The organism is Prevotella pallens (genome assembly GCF_900454935.1).
GTDB lineage: Bacteria > Bacteroidota > Bacteroidia > Bacteroidales > Bacteroidaceae > Prevotella > Prevotella pallens.
This window is the reverse complement of the sequence record NZ_UGTP01000001.1, coordinates 137,779-163,616: the sequence shown is the minus strand read 5'-3', so window position 1 is coordinate 163,616 and position 25,838 is coordinate 137,779. Positions and strand designations below refer to the sequence as shown.

The 25,838-nt window shown below is 32.1% G+C and carries 22 protein-coding genes and 1 pseudogene; 11 read left to right on the top strand and 12 right to left on the bottom strand.

What is annotated here, in order from left to right; translation table 11 throughout:
* Positions 1–27 precede the first annotated feature (27 nt).
* The 6 genes and pseudogenes from DX009_RS00660 to DX009_RS00635 all read left to right on the top strand — a co-directional run.
* On the top strand, positions 28–1,038 hold the full coding sequence (locus tag DX009_RS00660; RefSeq protein WP_006043938.1) for an NAD-dependent epimerase/dehydratase family protein: 1,011 nt from the start codon (positions 28–30) through the stop codon (positions 1,036–1,038).
* A 29-nt stretch (positions 1,039–1,067) separates the two neighbouring features.
* Positions 1,068–2,042: a phosphatase PAP2 family protein gene (locus DX009_RS00655; RefSeq protein WP_115082661.1), complete on the top strand. Its 975-nt coding sequence runs from the start codon at positions 1,068–1,070 to the stop codon at positions 2,040–2,042.
* A gap of 187 nt (positions 2,043–2,229) precedes the next feature.
* Positions 2,230–3,363 carry an AAA family ATPase gene (locus DX009_RS00650; RefSeq protein ID WP_115082660.1) on the top strand — a complete coding sequence of 378 codons (1,134 nt, stop codon included), beginning with the start codon at positions 2,230–2,232 and terminating at the stop codon, positions 3,361–3,363.
* A gap of 270 nt (positions 3,364–3,633) precedes the next feature.
* The gene (locus DX009_RS00645) at positions 3,634–5,706 is read left to right on the top strand and encodes an outer membrane beta-barrel protein (RefSeq protein ID WP_220182386.1); all 2,073 of its coding nucleotides are present in this window, start codon (positions 3,634–3,636) and stop codon (positions 5,704–5,706) included.
* Between the two features lie 79 nt (positions 5,707–5,785).
* Positions 5,786–6,205 carry a PH domain-containing protein gene (locus tag DX009_RS00640; RefSeq protein ID WP_115082658.1) on the top strand — a complete coding sequence of 140 codons (420 nt, stop codon included), beginning with the start codon at positions 5,786–5,788 and terminating at the stop codon, positions 6,203–6,205.
* Between the two features lie 90 nt (positions 6,206–6,295).
* Positions 6,296–6,409: pseudogene (locus DX009_RS00635) on the top strand (transposase); the annotation flags it as partial.
* Here the strand turns inward: DX009_RS00635 and DX009_RS00630 are convergent.
* Positions 6,407–8,413 (bottom strand): Ig-like domain-containing protein, encoded by a 2,007-nt coding sequence (locus DX009_RS00630; RefSeq protein WP_115082657.1) that lies wholly within the window; start codon positions 8,411–8,413, stop codon positions 6,407–6,409. The pseudogene DX009_RS00635 and the gene DX009_RS00630 overlap by 3 nt on opposite strands.
* Positions 8,414–8,419: 6 nt before the next feature.
* Positions 8,420–9,934, bottom strand: a complete 1,515-nt coding sequence (locus DX009_RS00625; protein ID WP_115082656.1) for a GH3 auxin-responsive promoter family protein — start codon at positions 9,932–9,934, stop codon at positions 8,420–8,422.
* A gap of 325 nt (positions 9,935–10,259) precedes the next feature.
* Between DX009_RS00625 and DX009_RS00620 the strand changes: the two genes are divergently transcribed.
* The 5 genes from DX009_RS00620 to DX009_RS00600 all read left to right on the top strand — a co-directional run bounded on the left by DX009_RS00620 (position 10,260) and on the right by DX009_RS00600 (position 15,431).
* Positions 10,260–10,517 (top strand): hypothetical protein, encoded by a 258-nt coding sequence (locus DX009_RS00620; protein ID WP_115082655.1) that lies wholly within the window; start codon positions 10,260–10,262, stop codon positions 10,515–10,517.
* Positions 10,518–10,519: 2 nt separating this feature from the next.
* Positions 10,520–10,933, top strand: coding sequence for a protein-export chaperone SecB (locus tag DX009_RS00615; protein WP_006043947.1), 414 nt, complete (start codon positions 10,520–10,522; stop codon positions 10,931–10,933).
* A 3-nt stretch (positions 10,934–10,936) separates the two neighbouring features.
* Positions 10,937–11,515 (top strand): hypothetical protein, encoded by a 579-nt coding sequence (locus tag DX009_RS00610; RefSeq protein ID WP_112316951.1) that lies wholly within the window; start codon positions 10,937–10,939, stop codon positions 11,513–11,515.
* Between the two features lie 536 nt (positions 11,516–12,051).
* Positions 12,052–12,861, top strand: a complete 810-nt coding sequence (locus tag DX009_RS00605) for a DUF3108 domain-containing protein (RefSeq protein ID WP_040595345.1) — start codon at positions 12,052–12,054, stop codon at positions 12,859–12,861.
* Between the two features lie 104 nt (positions 12,862–12,965).
* Positions 12,966–15,431 (top strand): TonB-dependent receptor domain-containing protein, encoded by a 2,466-nt coding sequence (locus tag DX009_RS00600; protein ID WP_115082654.1) that lies wholly within the window; start codon positions 12,966–12,968, stop codon positions 15,429–15,431.
* Between the two features lie 303 nt (positions 15,432–15,734).
* On the opposite strand, the gene comJ is transcribed toward DX009_RS00600, so the two are convergent.
* The 10 genes from comJ to DX009_RS00555 form a co-directional block, all read right to left on the bottom strand.
* Entirely contained in the window at positions 15,735–16,280 is a 546-nt protein-coding gene (comJ, locus tag DX009_RS00595; protein ID WP_115082653.1) for a competence protein ComJ, read from the bottom strand.
* A gap of 28 nt (positions 16,281–16,308) precedes the next feature.
* A complete protein-coding gene (locus DX009_RS00590) occupies positions 16,309–16,881 on the bottom strand; it encodes a DUF6707 family protein (protein ID WP_115082652.1) in 573 nt (190 codons plus the stop codon).
* A gap of 615 nt (positions 16,882–17,496) precedes the next feature.
* Positions 17,497–18,147, bottom strand: coding sequence for a DNA methyltransferase (locus DX009_RS00585; RefSeq protein WP_006043954.1), 651 nt, complete (start codon positions 18,145–18,147; stop codon positions 17,497–17,499).
* Positions 18,144–19,595 (bottom strand): hypothetical protein, encoded by a 1,452-nt coding sequence (locus tag DX009_RS00580; protein ID WP_006043955.1) that lies wholly within the window; start codon positions 19,593–19,595, stop codon positions 18,144–18,146. The genes DX009_RS00585 and DX009_RS00580 overlap by 4 nt, the downstream gene beginning before the upstream one ends.
* Positions 19,596–19,600: 5 nt before the next feature.
* Entirely contained in the window at positions 19,601–20,686 is a 1,086-nt protein-coding gene (dcm, locus tag DX009_RS00575; RefSeq protein ID WP_006043956.1) for a DNA (cytosine-5-)-methyltransferase, read from the bottom strand.
* A gap of 46 nt (positions 20,687–20,732) precedes the next feature.
* Positions 20,733–20,861 carry a hypothetical protein gene (locus tag DX009_RS13710; protein WP_006043957.1) on the bottom strand — a complete coding sequence of 43 codons (129 nt, stop codon included), beginning with the start codon at positions 20,859–20,861 and terminating at the stop codon, positions 20,733–20,735.
* A gap of 516 nt (positions 20,862–21,377) precedes the next feature.
* On the bottom strand, positions 21,378–22,370 hold the full coding sequence (locus DX009_RS00570; protein ID WP_115082651.1) for an acyltransferase family protein: 993 nt from the start codon (positions 22,368–22,370) through the stop codon (positions 21,378–21,380).
* Positions 22,346–24,373 carry a type IX secretion system anionic LPS delivery protein PorZ gene (gene porZ, locus DX009_RS00565; protein WP_115082650.1) on the bottom strand — a complete coding sequence of 676 codons (2,028 nt, stop codon included), beginning with the start codon at positions 24,371–24,373 and terminating at the stop codon, positions 22,346–22,348. Before porZ ends, DX009_RS00570 begins: the two co-directional genes overlap by 25 nt.
* Positions 24,370–25,260 (bottom strand): glycosyltransferase family 2 protein, encoded by an 891-nt coding sequence (locus DX009_RS00560; RefSeq protein ID WP_115082649.1) that lies wholly within the window; start codon positions 25,258–25,260, stop codon positions 24,370–24,372. Before DX009_RS00560 ends, porZ begins: the two co-directional genes overlap by 4 nt.
* Positions 25,260–25,838, bottom strand: coding sequence for a non-canonical purine NTP diphosphatase (locus DX009_RS00555; protein ID WP_115082648.1), 579 nt, complete (start codon positions 25,836–25,838; stop codon positions 25,260–25,262). The genes DX009_RS00560 and DX009_RS00555 overlap by 1 nt, the downstream gene beginning before the upstream one ends.

Here is a 25,838-nt window from a genome sequence, read left to right as displayed (position 1 = left end):
CCTTTGCAAGCGTTTCACAGTATTTTAATGAAAAAAAGAATATTAATAACAGGAGCTTCGGGCTTTATTGGCTCGTTTATTGTAGCAGAAGCATTGCGCCACGATATGGAAGTTTGGGCAGCAATGCGTGCAACTTCGTCTAAAAAATACTTGCAAGACGAGCGTATTCACTTTATAGAACTCGACTTTTCGTCTGAAGAAAAACTTAAAAAGCAGCTACAATCTTACAGCTTTAATTATGTTGTTCATGCTGCGGGAGCCACAAAATGTACAAAAAGAGACGATTTTTTCCGCATAAACACACAAGGAACGCAACATTTTGTTAATGCACTTTTAGCGCTAAATATGCCTATAGAACGCTTTGTTTTTATATCGAGCCTCAGCGTTTATGGTGCTATTCACGAACAACTTCCTTATAAAAATATTGACGAAACCGATATTCCTCAACCAAACACAGCTTACGGAGAGAGTAAACTAAAGGCAGAAAAAGTTTTGGCAAATACTTCTTACAACGGAAAAACATTGCCTTATGTTATTCTTCGCCCTACGGGTGTGTACGGACCAAGAGAAAAAGACTACTTCCTTATGGCTAAATCTATAAAAGGGCATATAGACTTTTCGGTGGGTTTTCAGCGTCAAGACATTACTTTTATTTATGTAAAAGACCTTGTTCAGGCTGTTTTTCTTGCAATTGATAAGGCTAAAACTGGAAGAGCTTATTTTCTTACCGATGGAGAAGTATATCAAAGCACCACATTCAGCAATCTTATTCACACAGAATTGGGAAATCCTTGGTGGATAAGAATTAAAGCTCCTATTGCTTTGTTGCGTATTGTTACTTTCTTTGGCGATATTTTAGGACGCATAACAGGCAAACTTTCGCCACTAAACAACGATAAATATCAAATTTTGAAACAACGAAATTGGCGGTGTAACATACAACCCATTGTAAAAGAACTTGGCTATAAACCAGAATATAAATTAGAGCGAGGCGTAAAAGAAACAATGGATTGGTATAAAAATAATGGCTGGATTTAAAAATAAGGATAACTGATAGTAGAAATAAAATGGTAAAATTTGTACTCGATCTTTTTAAAATAGAAAAGAAACCTTTAAAAGGATTAATGGCAATAGAATGGGCTGCAGCAGCTTATATGCTTTTCACTTTTGTGTTAATAATGTTTTTTTACACAAAAATGACAGCTCCCGAAGCTATGATTTATGGACGGCTACGCATAATTGCTATGACGGCTGCTTTATGGTTGGTATACAGAATTTTTCCTTGTAAGTTTACACGTTTAGCAAGAGTATCTGCACAATTAGGATTACTTGCGTGGTGGTATCCCGATACTTACGAGTTTAATAGACTTTTACCTAACCTCGATTATGTATTTGCACAATGGGAACAAAATATATTTGGCTGTCAGCCAGCACTATTATTCTCTAAAGAATTACCAGATGCCTTTTTCAGCGAACTTTTCGATATGGGATATGCAGCTTATTATCCAATGATTGCACTCACTGTTTTCTACTATTTTATATGGCGCTACAAAGAGTTTGAACGGGTAAGTTTCATACTATTGGCTTCATTCTTTATTTATTATGTAGTGTTTATATTTGTTCCTGTGGCTGGTCCTACGTTCTATTATAAGGCAGTTGGCTTAAAAACTATTACAGCAGGAGTATTTCCTAATATACACGACTATTTTAATTTACATAAAGATTGCTTGCCCAGCCCTGGTTTCACCAATGGTTTCTTTTATAATTTAGTAGAAGATGCTAAAGCTGCAGGAGAACGTCCTACAGCAGCCTTCCCAAGTTCGCATGTAGGAATAAGTACTATATGTATGTTTTTAGTATGGCATACACGAAATTACAAATTACTTATGGTGCTTGCCCCATTTTATTTTTTCCTTTGTTGTGCCACTGTTTATATTCAAGCACACTATCTTATAGATGCTATAGCAGGTGTTATTTCGGCTATTTTAGTTTATCTCCCACTTTTCTATTTCTCAAAAAGAATGGTAAAAAAAGGACGATAAAAACACAGTGTGTTACTATGTTATATAGTAAAGCATTAATATCTATCAAGCACATTACAACCACCTATATTTTAGTTTATTTATAATAACACAAGTATGTATCACACAAGTTTGTGTGATACATACTTGTGTTATTACTTTTTTCTTATTATATTTGCACTTGTAAGATGAATTAAAACATCAAGTTATGTGCAAGAAATTTGTTTATGGAGTGGCTGTTTCCGACTATAATTTCATAGGAAGAGAACGAGAAACAAAGCGACTGTTAGATAATTTTAAAGGTGGAATAAACGTAATTCTAATGTCGCCAAGACGATTAGGAAAAACATCTTTAGTGAAACATGTATGTAATAAACTCGACGATAAAGATATTATTACGGTATATTTAGACATATTTGGTTGCAAAAGCGAATACGATTTCTACAATAAATTAACCGCAGAGGTATTAAAACAAACTGCTCCTAAAAGCGAATTATGGTTTGAAGAAGCAAAAGAGTTTCTTTACCGTCTCACTCCTAAAATATCTTTTAGTCCTGAACCTAATTCCGATTTTTCCATTTCTTTAGGTATTACTCCAAAAACACACACGCCAGAAGAGGTTTTACAGATGGCTGAAACTATTGCTATAAAACGAAAAAAACGCATCGTTATATGTATAGACGAGTTTCAGCAAATAGGCGAAATGGCTAATAGTAAACAAATTCAGGCACGTTTAAGAACTGTTTGGCAACACCAAAAACACGTATCTTATTGTCTTTTTGGAAGTAAACACCACTTAATGAGCAGTATATTTCTCCATAGAAGTATGCCTTTTTTCCAGTTTGGCGATACTATTTCGTTAAACAAAATAGCAACAGAAAATTGGATTGAATATATTGTTTCGCATTTTGCCGATGGAAAAAGAACCATTAGCCGTGAATTGGCAGAAGAGATTTGCAAATTTACCGAAAACTATTCTGCCTACGTACAACAATTGGCTTGGTTGGTTTTTACATTAAAAGAAGAAGGAGAAACTGTAACTGAAAACGATGTAAAGCAAGCCGAAAACGACTTATTGGCTACAAACGATATTCTTTTTATGCAGATGATTGAACCATTATCTGAATTTCAATTAAATTTCCTACGTGCTATAATTGTAGGAGTTACAAAAGATTTTGGACTTTCTGAAGTGCGCAAAGAATATAATTTAGGCAGCTATTCGAATATAACTCGACTGAAAACAGCTCTCTTAGAACGCGACTTAATAGAAAAACAAGAAACAGAATGGGTTATAACCGACCCTATTTTTGCAAAATGGCTAAAACAAAAAATAATGATATAAGCTAAATAAAATAAAAACAATTCATATCATTATAAACATAGACAAAAAATGGACATGAAAAAAATAATCTTCTTTTTTCTTTTATGGATTCCACAATTACTCTTCTCGCAAACACAAACAATACACATTATAGATGGGTGTGGGAAAGCAATACAATACGCTAATATTAATTTATTCGACATAAAAGATTCTACAAAATTATATTCTACAGTTTCCGATTCGTTAGGTTCATTTCAACTTAATGGAAAAAAAGGTATATATAGACTGTCTGTGAAATGCTTAGGTTATGAAGATTATAATATCCCAATATTGATAGATACACTTAAAACTATTACGCTACAAGAGGCAAGTTTTAAATTAGGCGAAGTAGTTGTACATAAATCTACTTTAAATAGGGGCAACTCTTTACTAATTAATATAGAAAACTCCCATCTTTCGAAGTTGCTTAATTTATCGAAAATTTTACCATATATGCCTTTTGTAACACTATCTAATAACAATATAGAAGTTGTTGGACGTGGTACACCTATTTTCTTTCTTAATGGGCACGAAGCAAGAGATATAAACGAACTACTTAACATAAAAGGTAGCGATATAAAAAATATAGAAATAATTATTTCTCCAGGAAGCGAATATGACGCATCTGTACAATCTATTATTAAAATTACAACAAAAAGGAGAAAAGACGAAGGTTTAGGAGGAAACATAGACGTTTCTCTATTCGATTTAGGGAACCAAATATCAGAAACTACAAGTAATTTATTGAATTATAGAAAAGGTTCTTACGATTTCTTTGCTAATATTAATATGCGAAATACAAGAACTTCTACTGTAGAAAACCAAATTTCTAAACTTCAATTGCAAAATAACAAAGAACGCAAACAACATTCAGATTTATTAAATAAGTGGTTAGGATTTGATGGGGCATTAGGGTTCGATTATATTGCTAACAAATTATCTTTTGGAGGAAAATATACCTATACTTGGACACCTAACTATGTGGATAATTATGATATTCAGGATACATATAAATTAAATTCTAATGCTATTTCAAAAATAAACTCGTCTAACTGCATAAATAGAAAGACTGGAATTTATAGCTTAGAATCTTTTGTTAATTACAACCTTACGAAATATTTAATTTTACAAGCAGATAACTATCTTGCAAGCAGTAAAGATAAGACAAAACAAAATATAAATAAAAATTCGAATAGTGGAAATACTAATTCTGGTATTAGCAATGGTAGTTATGACTATTTTATTTTTTGCCAAAAAATTCTTTCAGAATTGAATATTGGAAATAGTATTTTAAAATTTGGTTCAGAGGCAACAATTACTAACTATAACACAGAATTTTGTTCGTCTATCGCAAATGGGGTTATACCAACCTATACTAAATCTGAAAGAAAAGAGAGAACTGTTGCTACTTTTTGCGAATTTAATACACATACTTCGTTTATAGATTTAACTTTCGGACTTAGATATGAACATTCTTTGATAAGATATAAAGATGGTACAGACCATGAAAATAAAATAAAATGGAGCAATAATAATCTTTTTCCATCAATATCGCTCAAAAAAACGTTTGGTAATTTTTTCACTGGGCTAAATTATTCTGTGAAAATACGCAGACCTAATTATCAAGAACTAAGATCGAACGTAGAATATTATTCTCCATTAGAATATGCTTCTGGAAACACCTCTTTAAAACCATGCATAATTTATGATTTATCGCTACTTGCAACATATAAAAACTTTAATGCTATTTTATCTTTTGAACATAGAAAAAAAGCAATTATACAGACGGCAGAAAAACTTGTGGATATGGAATCTATTTTATATTCACCAAAAAATATTCCTAAGTATCAAAAACTCTCTTTCGCATTATCGTGGTCAAAGTCTATTGGAGAGTGGACTCCATTTATTAATACTTCTATACAAAAACCTTTATTGGAATTTAATGGCAGAAACTATAATTCTATAATGTTTTCTTTGTCATTCAACAATATGTTATCTCTAAAAAATGGATACATATTTTATTTCTATACCTCGTTCTCAACAGGAGGACATATTATGCTATATCATTATAAGCCAAAAGGAGAGATAAGTTTAGGTATTTCAAAATCTTTTTTTAAAGAAAAACTTGATGTATACCTTAATTGGACCGATGTATTTAAAACAAATAAAGAAGAAAAACATCTGCAATTTGTAAATATCGATTTAATAAGAAATTCTTATCGCAAAGTAAACGGAATTATATTATCAGTTTCATATAAATTTAACTTACAGAAAAATAGATATAATGGAAGTAATGCTGGAGTGTCTGAACGGTCAAGACTGTAAAAATATAAAAAACTAACCATGTTATCAACTAACAAAAAATGCAGATTGATTTAATATGACCATATAATTATTGAACGGGATGGAAAAAGTTTATAAAACAAAAATTGCAATTTGGCTAATATGTGCCATTATAGGATTCACTGTAATTCCTATAATACCCGTATTAGTATACGATTTTTCGTGGATTGTAGTGACAATTGTAGCATTAATTCTCTTTTTTGCTCTTTTCTCTCTTTTTGATATCCGCTATACTATCCATAATAACATCCTCTCTGTTAAATACAGTATGTTATCAACCACCAATTATGATATAAATCAAATAAGAAAAATAAAAGACACAAATTCTATTCTTGCTGCACCGGCAGCCTCGCTAGATCGAATAGAAATATATTTCATCCAACAAAAAACACCTCTTATTATTTCACCAAAAGACAAAAATGGCTTCATAAGGAATCTACAATCTATAAATCCCAATATTGTATATCGTAACGATAAATGAAAATACGAATTACACTTCTATTAAAGGAAAAGTGTATACTCTTAGCATTACAATGATTGGGAATTTTTATATGTTTTAAAAAGACTGTAAAGTAACATGGAAGGAGCTTTAATGAGTGTTTCAGACAGACTTTTACTCAGAAAAAGAGCCATTATAGAAACGGTGAATGATGAACTTAAGAACATTGCGCAAGTGGAACACTCATTTACGATGAGCCTTTTTACTCTTCTTTTCCTTCTCAGCTACGCCAGTTTTCGGGTTATATTCTAAGCCGAGTTTCTTAGCACGTTCGTAGTTTTGACGTTTTATTTTTTGCTTCTCGTCGGCTTTCTGTTTAGTTATCTTTGCCGGTTTCTGCAAATAAAGTGGAGTTTGGCGTGGATTCCACGTTATTCTCACATCGCGTTTGGCTTTACATTCTATTTCTTTTGTGTAATAGTAAACAGCTTCTGGCTGGCGAGTATTATAAAGTCCGGTGTCCCAAACGCCATTATCGTTCTCGTCTACTATTAATCGCAAATAGAATGTGCCTGGTTTTATATAATAGAAAGTAGCTTCGTTGTTTTTTGCTACTACTTCTTTTATGGGTTTATCGCTTTCGTTGAGCAATTGCAGCAAACAGTTTTTGCCTTCCATTTGTTGAAGCGACACAATTAGCGTGCTAAATTCGTCGAGCGAACTCACTTTTATACTCTGTTTTACCTTTTGCGATGCCTTGCCATATATATCAATAAAGGTGGCAGAATCTAATTCGAGACTGTATTCGTGCCCTGGATTCCATGCACCCACAAGTTTATATTGCCGAGGAATACCAGGAATACTACCAAACTGATATTTAGCACGTTGCCAAAGAGTGTCTACTTTTTCGTAAAGATGTATTTTAGACGTGTCGCAAACAGCTACGGGCGATGGTAAAATAAAGGTTGGATTTTCGTCGGGTGCTATTTGTGTTCCGTTTTTTATTCTTACTTCTAAGGGTGTTGCTGGATATTCTGTTAGGTAAGGTTCGCCTTTCTTTTTATTCTTTTCTTGTTGCTTTTTCCATTTGTCGTATTCTTCCTTTTGCTGTTTCAGACGTTTTTCGTAGGGAACTTTCGACAAAACTTCTAATGTATCTGTTTGTTTTACCAATTTTCCTAACGAATCGTTTGCCAAATAAGAAACTTGCATGTGTAATGTATCTTGATTAACGAGCATTGTATCGCGAAGCCAGTAGGTTATTGTGTCTTGATTTAAACTGGGTTCTACTACAAAAGCGTTCTTTTCGCTAAAGTTCAGACCTTTTATTTCGGGCAATTCGGCATTGCCGTAACTATAAAACAAGGTGAAATGGTCGGGTTCTTTGCGTTCTGCCTTTAAGAAATATCGGTTGGTTTGTATTTGGGTAAAGGCTGAAAGTACCACATCGTCGGGCAGAAAGTGTGTGTAAGGCACTTGTTTTATATCGCTAATATGGAGCGAATCTCTCCAAATAGTGTCTTGTCGTACATCTGGTTTAAACGAAGGCATTATTATTTCTGGTGTAAATGCTATTTTTTCTCCTGGCTGATTAAACTTGTAATTACCGTCCATATCTTGTAAAGCATAGATACGATAATCGCCTTTTGCCACACCTTTTATCACAAAATGTCCATTTCCATCGGTACGAGCAATGCGCATCATAGGTTCATGTTGGAAAGCTGTATCGTTAAGATTGCTGTAAAGTCCCACTAAAATACCTTTTATTGGCTCTAAGTTTTGTGCTTCTAACACATATCCTGCCACTTCCATTGTATCTATTCGGTTGCCTGTAGAGAACGAATAAGTGTAGTTTCCTAATGGATTTCCCTCATTATTATCTGTAATAGCATCAGAAAAATCTATGGTATAAGTAGTATTTGGCTTTAAAGTGTCTTGCAAAGCCACAGTAATTCGTTTTCCACTTACTTTAACTTCGGGTGCTTCTAATTGTGGTGGCGATACAACAACCTTTTCGGTTGGATTATCGAGCTTTACAAATTCATTAAACAGAATGGTAACTTTTTTACTATTTACATCGTCAGAACCATTTGCAGGCGATGTTCCAAGTATTTTTGGTGGTGTTTCGTCGTACCAACCACCGTCAGGACTCCCCATTCTTGCACACGAAAAAATAGTTAGTAAAAGTAAGTTGAATAAAATTATACTTCCTACTTTCCAACTTGTTTTCTTTATGCCTTGTTTGTTCATATTTGTTTAGTTTATATTCATTGCCAACATTTGGTCTATATTCTTCCTACTGTTCGATAGTCGTGGAATTTTGTGCTGACCACCAAGTTTACCTTTCAATTTTAACCAATCGTTAAACAAATTTTTCCGTGCAACCACCACTTCTAATTGTTGTAATGTTACATCGTGAAAGCGTTTTGCCTCGTAATCGGAATTAATTTCTTGCAATTTGCTATCTAATATGCGTTCAAAATCGCTTATACTATCGGGCATTTTTGTAAATTCTATTAGCCATTGATGGCGACATTTGGCATTTGAATCCATAAAAATTGGTGCAGCTGTATAATCAGAAATCTGCGCTCCAGTAGCTTTGCAGGCAGCTTCTATTCCTTTTTCGGCATTATCCATTATGAGTTCTTCGCCAAAAGCATTAATAAAATATTTTGTACGCCCTGTAATAACAAATTTATAAGGACGAACAGATGTAAACTGTATAGTATCGCCTATTTCGTAACGCCATAATCCACACACTGTACTAATAATAATGGCATAATTGCGCCCTATTTCTACACCTTCTAATGGAACAATATTTGGCTTTTCGCTTTCAAATTCGTCCATTGGTAAAAATTCGTAATATACACCATAATCTAACATTAGCGACATACTCTTATCGTTTGGATCGTCTTGTATTCCAAAAAATCCTTCCGATGCATTGTAAGTCTCCATATATTGCATATCTTGCTTTGAAATAAGCTGTTCGTATTGCTCACGATAAGGTGTAAAAGATATACCTCCATGGAAAAAAACTTCTAAATTTGGCCAAACTTCTTGCAAATGTTTCTTTCCAGACAGTTCCATTACACGTAACAAAACTGACAACATCCACGATGGAACACCCGAAATATTGGTTACATTTTGCGAAATTACTTCTTTAGCCATTCTATCTCGCTTTACTTCAAAATCGCTTAACAATGCAACTTCTTTAGAAGGTACACGAACAAGATTGGCTAATGGATTTATATTTTCTATAAGAATGGCACTTAAGTCGCCAACAAGCGAATTTGAAAAATTATAGTTGGGCGAATGACTTCCACCAAGAATAAGTCCTTTTCCGCTGAAAAGTTTACTATTAGGATTGTTGCTTAAATAGTAAGCCAGAACATCTTTTCCTCCTTGATAATGCACATTTTGTAAACCTTCGTGCGTAATTGGAATAAATTTACTTTTATCATTAGTAGTTCCCGACGATTTTGCATACCATTTTACTTGTCCTGGCCATAATATATTTCGTTCTCCATGCCTCATTCGCTCAATATATCCTTTTAATTCTTCGTAAGTATTAAGAGGTATATTCTGTGCAAAATCGTTATAATTGTTTATTGTAGAAAACAAATATTTTCTACCATATTCAGTATCTTTGCCACGCTTAACCAAGTATTGTAATATTTCGTGTTGCATTTCTTCGCCTTTATTAATATAACGTTCCAATTCTCGTCGGCGAGGTTGAAAGTACAACTTATTTACTATGCTTGTTAAATTCATTTCTTATCCTATTGTTTAAATTGCAAAATTACTGCAAAATTACTGAATATCCCTGTTTTTTAGCTATTTTATGTAAGTTATAGATATTCTCTCCGAAAAATATAATTATAATTTCAAAATTTGTAATTAAAAAATTATTTTTTTTAATAAGAAATTCCTCAACTTATAATTAATTTTTTTGTGTGAGAATTTAAATATTTTATATAAACTTAAAAATAAAGTTATAACAAACATATACAATTATATCGAAATATAGAGTATTATTAGGATATTCAGAAATAAAATCATACCTTTGCCATAGAAATAAAAAAATAACAAAAGGACAATGGGAAAACTTCTTGAGCAACTTAAAAATTATTTTGAGAATACTCCAGCAGATATTCTTGAGAAAGAGAGCAGAGAATGGGACTACCTCAATGAGATTGGTCCTGATGTTATAGAATATGCTAATATAATTAGAGGTTATATTGGTACAGAGATAGAATATAATTCTTCTGATGATTTCTTAAATGAAAATAATTATAGTTTCACTGTCTCTACTGATAATATAAATTCTAATGCACAATATGGTAAAGTAGCATAACTATGAACAATGAAGTAGCATTTAAATTAGATGGCTATAAATTTACTAAGGCAATTTTAAATTTTGATATACCGCAAAAAGCTGAGTTAGATATAAATTTCAAGCCTTCAGGTAAATTTTATGAAAAAGATGGCTGTTACAAACTATTTTTTGATACTGCTGTAATCTATAAAGAGACAGATACAGTTGTAATAAGTATTTCTTGTATTGCATCTTTTTCTTTTAATGGGAAAATTAGATTTAATGATATACCAGAATTTTTTTATCCTAATAGTCTTGCAATAATTTTCCCATATATAAGAGCTTTTGTCAGTACACTTTCGTTACAGGCAAATACTTCTCCTATAGTATTGCCAACAGTAAACTTAATGGGATTGACAGATATTCTTTGCAAAAACACATCTGTAGTTAAATGATAAATGAAACTTACCAAAATTTATCAAACACTTGAACATCGTAATAATAATGAAGAAATAGAAAATCATGGTCCGTATTTCTGTTCTTTATTTTATGAAAATAAAAAAATTAAAACCGGTGCTAAAACTCCATGGTTAGGAGAAGGTTATTATTTTTGGGATACACGCTTAGAAAATGCAAAATGGTGGGGAGAAACCATATATAAATCTAAAGGATATGTAATTTGTCAAACATTATATGATGCGCATTCTCCTTTGCTTTATGACCTTTTAGGCGATTTAAAATCTTTTGATGAATTTGTTAGTCTCGCAGAAGAAATAAAAAAGAAAAATAAGAAAAAAAAAGTTAGTTTCTCTTTTGTTCTTCAATATTTAAAAAAGCTCCCTGATTTTAATTATAGCGCAATAAGAGTTTTGGCTGTACCTAATTCTTTTAATAGTACAACTATTTGTTTCCCAAAATCTGGAATTTATTTAGCACAAATAGGAAAAGTTCAAATTTGCTTTTTCGATAAAAGGTTATTAAAACAAAATTTTAGAGTGGTTGAGACACACCCATGTTCTATAAATATAACTATATAATAAGTATATTATAAGAACATACTAAATCTACATTTAAACTCAAATTAGTCATTAGTCAGAAAACAATACGATTAATTAAACAATGAATCCATTGTGATCTAATGACGATTTGGATTAAAATCAATCTATCAGGATTATGAATAACTGTGTGGATAACTTTACTAATAACTTTAGAATAACTGTTAGTTTATGAACAATGCACAGAAGATAACAAAGATAATGGGTATAACTACCAAGTTATTAATAGACTTTTATAGAAGTTTTACACAGCTTTTACAATATAAAAGATATTAACTTATTATCTTTGCAAGATAGAGTGGAAATGTGGATAACTTTATTTATTAGTTGAATATCAATAAGAAAGCAAATTTTTATAGTGTGGATAACTTTTATTCACGGTTTAATAACTAAATATGCAAGAAATTGGTTGAAAACTTATAAACACTATCCACAACACATCATACTACTCTTTTATTTTTTCTTTTTAAAAGAATAAATAAGAATATAATGTAACTAACAAGAAAAATGTGAATAAGATGAGAAAATTTAAATTTTATGTAGTGTCGCTTTTTTTATTGTTTTCTTTATCGATTTCGGCACAATGTTCTTTCCATAACACTGCTTTTAATAGTGGAGAATTTTTAAACTATAACCTTTATTTTAATTGGAAATTTGTTTGGGTAAAGGTTGGAACTGCTTCTTGGTATACAGTTTCGTCTACTTATAAAGGTATTCCTGCTTATCGGGCATCGTTAACAACGCGTGGTAATGGAAAATTGGATAACTATTTTATTATGCGCGACACATTACTTTGCTATAATACGAAAGATTTAGCACCACTTTATTATCGTAAAGGGGCTAAAGAAGGTAAAAGATATACGGTAGACGAGGTTTTTTATTCGTATCCTAATGGTAATATTAATATAAAGCAGCACAGAATAGATGCTGATGGAGAAAAACATTGGAAAAGCAGTTCGCCAAAAGAATGTGTTTACGATATGATGAGTATATTTCTTAGGGCACGTAGTTTTAATCCTACAAGTTGGAAGAAAGGATTTGTTGTGAATTTCCCATTAGTAAGTGGTAAAACTCTTGCTCCAGCACGTATAATTTATAATGGTAAAAAAACAATAAAGGCTGATAACGACAAGAAATATCGTTGCTTAGAACTTGCTTATTACGAAAAGGACGATGATAAGTGGCGTAATATAGCCAATTTTTTTGTTACAGACGACGAAAACCATATTCCTATTCGGTTAGATTTAAATTTGAAGTTTGGTTCTGCCAAAGCTTTTCTTACTTCAATGAAAGGTATTCGCCACAAAATAGAATCGCAAGTAAATTAAAAATGTCTTTTCGTCGAAAAAATAAATAAAGTGGTCGAAATATATTTTTGGCTACTTTATATTATATTTATCTTTGTGCAAAAATAAACTACAAAAACAATAATATGAAAAAAACGTTACTAACATTTGCATTAATGTGGATAGCCACAATAATGAATGCACAGACAAACACCATTATAGGTGAATTGCTCGATTCTATTACACGTGAAAGCGAATCGTTTGCTACTATTCGTGTGTTTAAAAATGGGAAATTGGATAAACCTATTGCTATGTCTGTTACCGATGATAATGGTAAAATATTTCAAAAAGTAGAAGGAACAGGCAATTTTACACTTACAATAAGTTCTATTGGGCGTAAAATTATAACACGAAAAGTGCATATTAGTGCAGCAAACACTACTTTAAATCTTGGAACTATCTTAATTCAAGACGATGAAAAAATGATGAAAGGTGTGGAAGTTGTAGCACAAAAGCCACTTGTAAAAATGGAAACCGACAAAATGACTTATGATATAGAGAACGATGTTGATTCTAAATCGAAAACTGTACTCGATATGTTGCGTAAAGTTCCATTGGTAACGGTAGACGGACAAGATAATATTACTGTAAACGGACAAGGTTCTTTTAAAGTTTATGTAGATGGCAAACCAAATGTAATGTTTTCTGCTAATCCTTCACAGATATTTAAATCGATGCCTGCATCTTCAGTTAAGTCAATTGAAGTTGTAACTAACCCTGGCGCAAAATATGATGCTGAAGGAGTTGGTGGTGTTTTAAACATTGTGATGAATAAAATAGGTGGAAAACAAAATAATATGAACGGTTACAATGGAAGTATTAGTGGTATGATTAATAACTTTGGTTGGAATGGTTCGGTATTTGTAAGCGGACAACAAGGAAAACTAACCTACAGTGCTAATGTAACGCACAACCATTCGCAAACAGGAAAAATGGAACTTACAACAGAACGTATTGCTTCTGATGGGTCGAAAATGAATTCATTTCAAACAAGTAAAACAAAAGTGCCTTTCAATATGGCAAACTTTAGTTTGGGTTACGACATAGATTCGTTAAGCAATATAGGAGCTTCTATTGGTTTAATGAATTTCAACATAAAGAGTAACGGACATCCAACAACAATTTTCTCTGGTGGTATGTATGGCAGTGGGTTTTCGTATGGAAACTATATGATGACACAAAATAAAAACACTTCTTTTAATGGAAACATAGACTATCAACGCTTTTTAAACCACAATAAAACAAGTAACATTACCTTGAGTTATCTGTTTACTACAAACCCTACAACAACAGAAAGTAGAAATATTTACGACCCATTACCTGTGGGAATACCACTAACATTAAACGATTTACATTCTGATTCTGAAATGCGTGGTACAGAACATACATTTCAAGCTGACTATACAACACCTTTGTCTAAAATACAAACACTTAATATAGGTGCTAAATTTATAGGACGAAGAAATACTTCCGATTCTAAATATTACAATATAATAAGTGGAAACGAAGTTCTGAACGCCACTAACAGTGTAAACTACAAAAACAAACAAAGCATTTTAGCATCGTATATTGAATATAAATTAACTTTGGGTAAGTTTAGTTCTAAATTTGGTACACGTTACGAACATACATGGGAGAATGTAGAATTTATACTCGGACATGGTTCTAATTTTAAACGAAGCTATAATAATTTAGTACCTTCGGCAAGCTTCAGCTATAATATAGGGGCTACGCTAAATATTGGTATAAACTACAATATGCGCATTTCGCGTCCGGGAATTACATTCTTAAATCCATATATCGATCGTTCTATACCAACTGTACTTACATACGGTAATCCAGACCTTGATGTAGAAAAAAGCCACAATATAAGTGTTGTATTCAATTTCTTCACTCCTAAATTCATGATAAATCTTACTTTAGGCGAAGCATTTGCTAATAATCAGATAGAACAATATTCGTTTATGGATGCTAACGGTTTATTGAACACTACTTATGGTAATATTGTACGCAGCCGTTGGACTAACTTCAATACATTTATAAACTATTCTATAACGCCAAATACACGTATTTTTCTTAATGGTGGATTAGATTATGGAGATATGCGTTCTAATAAACTTAATCAAAAAAAATATGCTTGGCAAGCAATGGCATTTATTGGAGTGCAACAAACTTTGCCTTGGAATGTGAAAGCAAGTATATATACCGGAGGTATGACAAAACGATATACATTGCAAGGTTATAGTCAAGGATTTGATATGATAAATTTAGCTTTATCGAAAGATTTCTTTAACGAAAAACTAAATGTAGCTTTAAACTACTTTACTCCATTCTCTGGAAAAATAAAACAAAACACTTATAGCGAAGGAACTGACTTTACGCAACGTGTAAATATAGTGATTCCTGTTCAGCAAATAGGATTAACACTTACTTGGAAATTTGGTAATACAAAAAGACAATTCCAAACAAATAAAACTAATATTTCTAACGATTTTCAAGAAAAGAAAAACGACAGTCAGGTTGGTGGAGTTGGTACAGGAATAGGAATGTAAATTTTTAATATTTATTTATTGGTAAGTTAGTATAGTAATAAAGAAATGACGCTATATCTTTTATAAATATAACGTCATTTTTTTTATTTATTTTGAGGAAATTACTGATTGAAAATTTATAATAAGAAAACAGCAAAACTTTAATTATAAATTTTAATTTTGTAATTATGATTTTTATTTTTGTTATTATAAATTTCAAGCCATTTTATTATTATGCTTTCCGAATAGTTGTAAACAAATTATATTTTATTTTTTAAATTCGATTGGAGTATATTGCTAATATCCATTACACTTTTTATCTTATTATAAACTCATCTGTTTATTCCAGCCATAAGGGTCGTCTTTTAAGACTTTAAATATAGTATTATCTTCCTTTTTTAAAGTGAACCTATAGTAAACCTCATCTTCTTCAATATTTTCTAAAGGTTTGCCCATACAGATTTCAAATAACATACTATAATTACCTTTTTCGAAGTTATATTCATTTAATGTATTCAGCGGATAATAATTTCCCTTTTCATTTTCTTGAATTATATCTTTGGTGGTATCTTTATATAATCTAACGGATTCCGAAACTGTATTTATACTAAAATCACAAACATTGGTTACCTCAAAAGGAATAATGGCAGCCCTAATAGAATCTTCGCAAGGTAGTAATATATTTTTTTCTTCTATAAAAAACCAACTTCCAAAAGATTCATCAACTAATGGGTCTAAAATTACATAGTTTTTATTCCACAATATTCCTCTTTCAAGAGTTTCTTCCGTCCATTTTTGTTTTTCATGATTAAATGGAATAGAACGAACTATAATTTGATTGTGAGATACTAAAATATTTTCTTTAATCATAATTATTTTTCTCAAAACAATACTATTTTTATCTGTACAATGATATTACAGATTTTACTTTTTGCTCTAAAGAAGTAAGGTCAATCATCAATTCTTCTTCCGTAAATTTTTCTCCATTTCCAAATGCCCTTATAAAAATAAGTTCGCTGAAATAGGGTATTAGTTTTAAAAAGTCTACTTCTTTATTGTTTACTAAAGACGACTTTTCGTTTGTATGCAATAAAAGTCCATTGCTTCTTCTGGCAAAAGCCTTTTTCTTTATTTTATTTTTCAACTCATCGTTGCCATAATCTAAAGTTGCCAGAACTTTATTCTTTAATTCTAAATTATTAAAGTCATCAAGATACAGCTGTAGCATAATGGCTGCTTCTATCCAAGTCCATTTATTATAATCGCCATCAAAACTGTAATTAACTAAATCAGATAGAATTTCTTTCGTGTGTGTTATATCACCATCAAAGTAAAAACAATAAGCTGAAAACATTAGATATTTCAACTTTTGTTCTGAATTTATATTTGCATCTCCAAGTTCCTTAAATAGGGACTTAAAAGGCATCTTATTGGCTAAATTAGAAGCTATAACATTAAAGATAGTTTCCATATTTTATGAATCTGTTATTATTATTTCTACTGTTGTTTTCAACAAGCAAGTACAAATATAAACAATCTTTTTATTAAAGCATTAATTTGGAATGCAAAGTTTAATTTTCTCTCGGTATCGAACTTAATATTATCTATAATTTTTAGACGTAAAAGACATCTATTACGTGAAAAATTCCACCAAAAGAGGCATTCTTATTCACCCAAGAAAGGAAGTTGATTGGTGTTCTAATTTATATTTGCTAGCCCCTTTTGGGAATGTTAGCCTTGGGTGCTTTGTTATAAATAATTCTACTTTCAAAGTTCTCCAAAACATTGTAAGTAAATCGGATAGGAAACCACTACTACTATGGGCATCTGATAATTAAGACTTTATATAAAACCACAGATTGTTGCAAATAATTCACATGGCTTAACTTTTTTGCCCAAATTATTGCATTCACTTCTTTTTTTTGTTATCTTTGCAAATAAAACTAAACCGCCCGAATGAAGGGGAATGGCTCATGCAATAATATATCATTTACACGGCAAAACCTATTGCTTTTTTGACAAAACAATAGTTTTTTAAAATCTAAAGCACATATATCATTATATTTTACACAACTCGCAGTCCTTATTATTCTGTAATTGAGAAATTGTTTTCTTGAAATTCTATCGCTTCTTCAGGAATAACTTCTTTAATTTTTCCTAATGCTTTTAAAAAATATTCTTTACTTATTTCACAGGCTGTAAGGTCTATTCCTGCATGATAACACGCAATAGCTATTGTTCCGCTTCCTAAATGTGTGTCTAATATCTTATCTGTTGGCTTTGCATACATATTCAGTAGCCATTCGTATAATTCAACAGGTTTCTGCGTAGGATGTATTTTGTTTCTATTCTTACGCACGCTGAAATGAAAAATCTTTGAGGGACGGTCGAGCGATGACCATGCCATTTCTGCCATAGAAAAATTATTCAATGATTCTGGTTGATTTTTATCCCAAATAATAAATCCTTTATTATACTCACTTCTTGCCCACAATTGTCCAAAATAGTTTCCTCCCCAAATGATTTGATTTTTGGAAACACGAAACAACTCCTTAAAATATTCATTGCTAGGCTTTATATCCCATTGACCATATTCACTTTTATTAAATTTATGGTCTCCCCCACGTGGCGTTTTATTGAGAATCCCATATGGTGGGTCTACAATAGCAAGGTCAAAATATCCATCAGGGTATCTTGACATCAATTGCATATTATCTTCTTGACTAATAGTTATCATTGTTCCCTCCTACGTACGGCAAATTTTGAAATGGTTAATGTGGAAATACTACGACTAATATCTTTACCCAAATTATTGACAATAATATTATCAAAATCTTCATAATCGATTTCTCTTACATTATGGTCTATGCAATTATAAAGATATTCGGCAAAGGTACTTGCTAAAATAATAACAATAGGTGTTCCTATAATATCACGTTTTGTGGCTGGAACATATCGTGGCGTTACAACAATAGTATATTCTCCGCCTATCTCTTTTCGATGTTCACGCAATCTGCCTATACTTATACCCAATAGTTTATTTGCCGTTGATTTGGCTTCCACTGCAAATTTTTTCTTTTTAGTCAAATACAAACATTCAATATCTGTATGTCCTGCCCCTCCAATTCCTTTTGCTTCTACATTATAAAACATATTGAATCCCTCAACCAAAATATTCTCAAATAAATAAGCCGTTTCGTTTTCTGGATTATTGGAATATTGCTCTATCAATTTGGGGAGTTCAAGGAGTTTGCTCATCTCCTTTGATTCTCCAATTGCTGATAACAATATATCTGGATAAAAACTATAAATTTCTTTTATAATATCTATTTGTAAGCGTTCTGTATCATTCAGGAATAAAGGTTTATCAAGATATGAATATTGTTGTTCTAACTCATTCACAAGCGAAACAAGATTTTTAGGAATAGAAACTACATTGCGAGTTACCTTTCTAAAAGTAGCTGTATTTCCATGTTGCAACTTACAAATCAATTCGCCATTTCTTTTCTCTAATACTCCTGCACTTTGAAATAGTTTTGAAACATAATAATCCCATTCATAAGCAGAATTAACATAAGCATGTCTATCTTCTTGAAATTTTACTGCCAAGTCATTGTTTGAAAGTTTACGTAAACCAAGTAATTGATTCACAAGATTTTCGTAAATATCCACTGTTACATTTTTAATAAATACAACAGAATAAGCTACTTCAAAAGCATAGAGTTTATTTTCTAATCTTGCATCAGAAAGCAGTTTGTAAATCAATCTAAATGGATAAAGTTGAAACTCCTTATCAGTTCCCCCGTGTGGGTGGCGATATTGCATAGCCCAAAGCATTGTTAGAAATATCTTTGCTAACTTTTCTTTGTCATTAAGATTTTTCAGTAATAGATTGCCCAATGGGCTAAACATAAATCTATCAACTCCATCAATTTTGGCTTGATAACCAAACATATAATAGGACAATTGATTTATCTTGTGATTAATAGCATCAAGCGGTAATTGTGGATTCCGTTCATTATACAAACCCAATTCACGTAAACGTAGATTAAGTCGCTCTTTCTCTGCTTTTGTTATATTGGTTTTTGAATAAGATTTAAGAATTTGGGCAACTTCACATAATAATGTAAAATCACTCGTATGTCTGTATAAAATCCATTTAGGATGTTCAACTTGAAGAGTCATTCTTTTTATTTATTGATTTCAGAAACAATTTGTTTAATAAGTAATGGCGGAATACATTCGCCAATACATTTGCGTATCAAAAGTTCAGGAGTATCATCAGGAATTTTCCAATTTGGGGGCAAAGACGAAAGTAACATCAATTCTAAAGGAGTCAACACTCTTGCATCCGAATAAGTGCCATCTGGTTTCAATCTTCCAGGGTGTACATTCAACTGCGAACTTATTGCATCATTGCGAATAGTTATAGTGGGTGCTGGCTCGTCCCATTTCATACGACGATATGTGGTTTTATAACTATTTATTCGTGTTCCATCTCTTTTTACAGGATAATGTAAAGGATTATCAATAGCAGTTTTTCCTGTCGGCGTGTAACGCATCCATTCAATATGCTTTTTTGAATGTTTGCGTGCAAAATGCCATTTTATATCCGATTTTTCCCCTGCTTCAAGACTTGGCAAATCTCCAATAACATCTCTAACAGTTACTTGTTTTAACTTTTGAGGTTCCCCCCATGTTGTTCCTTTCTTGTGCATTTTGATAATTGCTCGTGTACGTTTTTGGGCAACGCCATATTCAGAAGCATCAAATATTTCTGGTTTAATAACATAAGTAGCGCCATATAAAATTTGAAGTATATTTACAATCTTCATCGGCATATCTTGAAATAGCAATTCTATTTTAAAAAATGTCGGTACATTTTCTATCAAAACAAAATCAGGATTTTTTATATTTATAAAATCAATAATTTTAAACACTAAGAAATTGCGTTCATCTGCAAGCATTTGTTTTAATGTTCGGTTTTTCCCTGCTACACTCATTCCTTGACACGGAGGAGAGGCTATTAAAAAATCTAACTTTTGTGGTGTAGCTTCTACCATTGCATTAAAAATCTTTTTATCCAAAATATTGCCACAAATCATTTTTGAATTTGGATATTGCGCTTGATATAGTTTTGCACGTTCAGGCAACAATTCATTAGCTGCAACAATATTAATACCAACATCTTTAAAATATTGTTCATCTATTCCAGCACTTGCAAAGAGCGAAGCACCTATTAAGAATGATTTCTTATATGATTTTATTTGAGGCATAATATTATAGTTCTGTTTCGTTAATGCATGGTGTTTTTCGCCAACTCTAATACACGCTTTGTACTTGATTTTCGGTTGAGGTTATAGCATTTTCTTGGACAACTAACCAAAACGAAAGCATTTCTTCAGCGTGTTTCATACGCAACACATTTTCAATAATCGGGATTTCCCTCATTGGTTTTATGTTTGTTTTTGTTGCAAAGATAGTAAATAATTGTCAAACCATGACTATTTCTATAGCAAAGTTTCAACAATACTTGCAGTAAGACTATAATCCTATATAAATTATATTATCTTTTTGGACAATTAGTAAAATTGCAAAAATAGCACTCTATTAGGAAGGTAAAGGTGATATAACACCTTATTTCCGCAAACAATTTCCTTGTTTGTTTCAAAACTTGTTTGCGTCTCATTTAACCCTACGAGAAAGTTCGATTTGTTATTTTTTGCTCAACTTATCACAAATAGGCTGGTTATTCGACACAAGTTCCCTTACCCATAGGGAATGGGAAAGATAAAATTCAGCAAAGAGTTTGAAGCTATTCTTTAAAAATCTTGATATAATACTTTTTGGGTGTATAGGTTTAAGACGTATCTCCTTCCTGTCTTAATCCATTTGGCAGGTACGTTAATGAAATGTAATATGAACTTCTTCAAACGACTGCTTTTCTTTTTTATTTCTTTCCTGTACTCAATTATTTTTTTGAACAATAAACCCTAAATAGCGATAAATAGCCCACGCTATAATGGAAGCAAAGGCATAAACAAGAAGGAAAGCAATAAGAACACGATAGTATTCGCCAGAATAACCCATACCGATGCGTTGTAATAAAGAAGAAACAATGAGTGGTATGCCACCAGAAAAGAAATAATAAACAATACTTCTACGTCCTGTCCATTCTAACCAAGTAACGCTTTCTAACTGTTTAGCTAAACTAACAAGGAATAAGGTGCAAATAAAGGTATCGAAAATAAATACATACCAATTGTTTACTTGTATAGGTTCTATAAGTAAACTTATGCCTTGCGTATGTTCATATACTTTTATAATTACTAAAAGTATAAATAAAAAGAAAGATGATGATAGGTTGTGGAAACGGTGGAAAACATTTTCCCATTTATGGTAAAAATAGCCAAAACAAAGGATAGGGAGCGCCATACAAGCATTTTCTATTTGCCAATAAATATTGGAATAACGTGTGGAAAGAAAATAACAAGCAACTGATGCTACAAGAGAAAGTGTTAATAATCCCCAAGTTTTACCTTTGCATGCCCATAACACTGTGGAAAAAACAATTTCTGCTACAATAAGAGCCGCTATAAACCACGATGCTTGTCCTGTAAGAACAGAGAATAAAGTTTCTGGAATATCAAATCCGTGTGCTAAAGCTTTAGGAATTGCAATAAAGGTTGTGAAGATAAAATAAGGCAATAATAAATATCGTGCAATGGCTTTAAGTTTCAGTTGCAGCGAAAACGGTGTATCTTTATAGAAAAGATAGCCTGAAAGAAAGAAAAAAGCGACTAACACATTGGCTACATAATAATTGTAGCCAATAATGTTGTCGCCTGTATAATATATTTCAGTATGGTCGAGCAATATAGCCACCATACAAAAACCTCGCAATAAGTCTATCCAATGTTTGCGTTTATTTTGTTTTAATTCACAATTGCTATTTTGCATACTGTTCCGTTATTACCTTCTTGGTCGGATGTTTGCACCATATAAACTCCAGATGCTACACGTTTTCCATTTAAATCGTTGCCGTCCCATGTAAATGTACCACCATTACTTGTACCTTTTGCTACAAGTACACCATTAGTGGTAACTATTTTTACATCGGAATTAAAAGCTAAGCCAACAACTGTTATTAATCCTGTGTAATTTGGACGTACAGGATTAGGATAAGCATAAGTTTCTTCTCCACCAGGATTATCAGATGGTTTTGTAGCATCACTCATATACGAGCATAATCCTTTATCGGTTCCAATGAAAACTTCGCCAGTTTTATCGTTAATGGCAATACTTTCTATATTGTTTGAAATAAGTTTGCTGTTGTCGCTTAGGAAGTGTTGCACCTGTTTCATATTGTCGGCACTAATAAGATAAACACCATTTCCGTTTGTACCAAACCATTTTCTGCCGCCACCATCAATAGCCATACACGAAATATCTACACCAGCCAATAAATAATCGGCAAGATTTGTTCCATCGTTGCGTGGTATTTTTATTTGTTCGAAAATAGCTTCAGAAGGATTTTTCATTTGTTCAGTAGTAAGACGTAATGGTCCTACATTTGTTCCAACCCAAATATTTTGATATGCATCTTCAACAACACAACGCATTTGAATAACCATAATAGATGAGCCATCTTGATTTTTAAAGTTGTTATAAACATTTAGCTTATCGGTTTCTGGATTATAACAGAACAAACCAGGGGCTTCGTAATGACTATTTACAAACCATATTAAGCCACGACTATCAAGAATAGGACGACGCATAACGTGTAAACTAAATCCTTTATTCATAAGTTGAGGTTTAGAATAGTCTGTCATAGTTCCATCTGGCGATAACTTTAATAAAGATGTAGTTTTGGTACCACTATTTAATATCCATAAATTGTTTTTTCGGTCGAAAACTAATCCTTGTATTACCACATAATCGTTTCCAAGCTCAATTCCTTTATGAACCGAAGGACGTAAAAGGCTATTATCTTTATTGAAATATCGCTTAAGTTTTCCATTCAAAAATTCGTATAATCCAGCTCGTCCACCTGCAAATACATGTTCAGAATTCTTTGGATCTACTGCCAAACAGTTCATATCGTGATAGTAATATCCCGTTATTTTATCCAATTCGTCTTGATAGATATCCCATTCGCCATTCTTTAATACCTGTATTGTTCCAGGTTGATTCAGTCCTATTGCTCCTGGTTCAAATGCTCCACCCGTTGTATAAAGACGATTATTAAGATATTGCATAAAGAAAAAACGATTGTATTTAGGACCACCCGGTTGTAAAGCTTTTACTTTCTCCAATAATTCAGGTGCAATAGTTTTGTTTTGTGCTACATAGTTGCCTACCCATTGCCAATTATTTCTATCTAAAAGATTATCGGAAAGCAAAGCTCGAAAAAGTCCTTGTTCGTTACTTGCAGCATAAATATAGTTTCCTTCTATATAAGTATAGTTTACATTGAAACCAAGATTGTAAGTATCGCTTATTTCTGCTTTACTAACATTTATTTTTAAAATACCAAATCCAGTTGAAACGTAGCAATATTGTCCTTCTATATATAGATTATTTATTTTTTTATTAGCTGTCATAGTTTTTCTGTAATAATCAGACAAGCTAATAATTTCTCCTTTTTGTGTGAGCAAATCTATATTTTGGTCAGAATAAGCAATAACTAAACATTTAGCAACATTGTTCCATGCTATAAATTCAATATCGGTATCGTTTAGTCCATTTACTTTATCGAATGTTTGAATACTATTGTCCTTTTCGTTATAAGAATATAGGTCGTTGGACGCAAGTACATAAAGCATATTACCACCTTTTTCTATCCATTGCACATTACTATATGCCATATAGTTTTTCCATGTATCTGTAGCATTGGCAAAACAACTTAATGGTAGTACGAAGAGTAAGCAAGTAAATATAAGTATGTATATTCTTTTTGTCATTTCCTTATAGAATTATAATGTAAAAAATAAAGAAGTTTATAGATATTAAACAAGAAAACACTGGGATTATTGCCTTTAAGATTGTGTTTTAATGGTTTATGCAAAAATTTATAAAGCCACACTCCTATCCAGCTAATGTACATTTTTTGTAGCTTTCCAGTTATTTTTAATAAATTAGAATAGCCTTTTAACTCTGTTTGAAAGGTAGAAAGTGTACGTAAAGCCTCTTCGGTTTTGCAAAGAAATACTGCGTTAAGTTCAAAATCGTTGAATAGTACAGGATTATCAATATGGTTTATTTTTGCGTTTAATGCTTTGAAGCGTTTTCCAAGCAACACATCTTCAAAACCATATTGTTTTATATCTTCGTTATAAGGATTTTTTCCTATTAGTTTTCTGTTTGCAATGAAATTAGTACTAAGATGTTGATAAGGTGTTTTTCTGCGATTTTCGGCACTAATAGCTTCTTTTGAAGAATGTTCGTAACGGTATCTTAAATTGTTTCCCCATCTTTTTTCGTTTTCAACAATACTAATACCACCTACAATAACATCGCCTTCGGCTTTCAAATAGTTGTGTATAAATTTAGAATTGTTGAGCGAAAGGTCTCCATCAATAAACAAAATCCATTCCTTTGACGACTGCGAAACAAGATAATTGCGGATAGCAGACCTACCAACATTTTGTTCTCTTTCTATATAACGAACGCCATCAAGGTTTGAAATGGTTCTGTTTTTTATAATAAACCGTTTGTCAGGAGATGCATCGTCGGCTACAATAATTTCGAAATTTGTTCCTTCTGCAACACACTGTCGTTGCAATTCACTGATAAGTGCAGTGCAATTACAATTGTAAGTGGGCAGCAGAATAGACAAACTTTTACTCATTATAGTTGCTTTAGATATTCAGCGAGTTTACGAACGGCACGTGCTCTGTGCGAAATTTGGTTTTTAATATCTTCTCCAAGTTCTGCAAAACTCTTGTCATAGCCTTCAGGAATAAAGATAGGATCGTAGCCAAAGCCTTCTGTTCCCAATTTTTTCGTAGCAATATATCCATCTACTCTACCTTCGAATTGATGTTCTTTACCATCAATAATTAGAGAAATTACTGTTCGGAAGTGCGCTTTTCTATTCGTTGTATCGCCCAATTTACGGAGCAATTTGCGCATATTTGCTTCGCTATCGTGGTCGGTATATTCGTCGTAACGTGCAGAATGTACACCAGGTTCACCGTTAAGTGCATCAACTTCAAGTCCTGTATCATCGGCAAAGCAATTTAAATGATAATTATTGTAGATATAATGCGACTTTATACTTGCGTTTCCTTCCAGCGTATCGGCAGTTTCTGGTATGTCTACGTTGCAGCCAATATCCTTTAACGAAACAATATTAAAGTCGTTTCCAAGAATATCTTTAATTTCGATAAGCTTGTGTTTATTGTTTGTTGCAAATACTATTTTCAT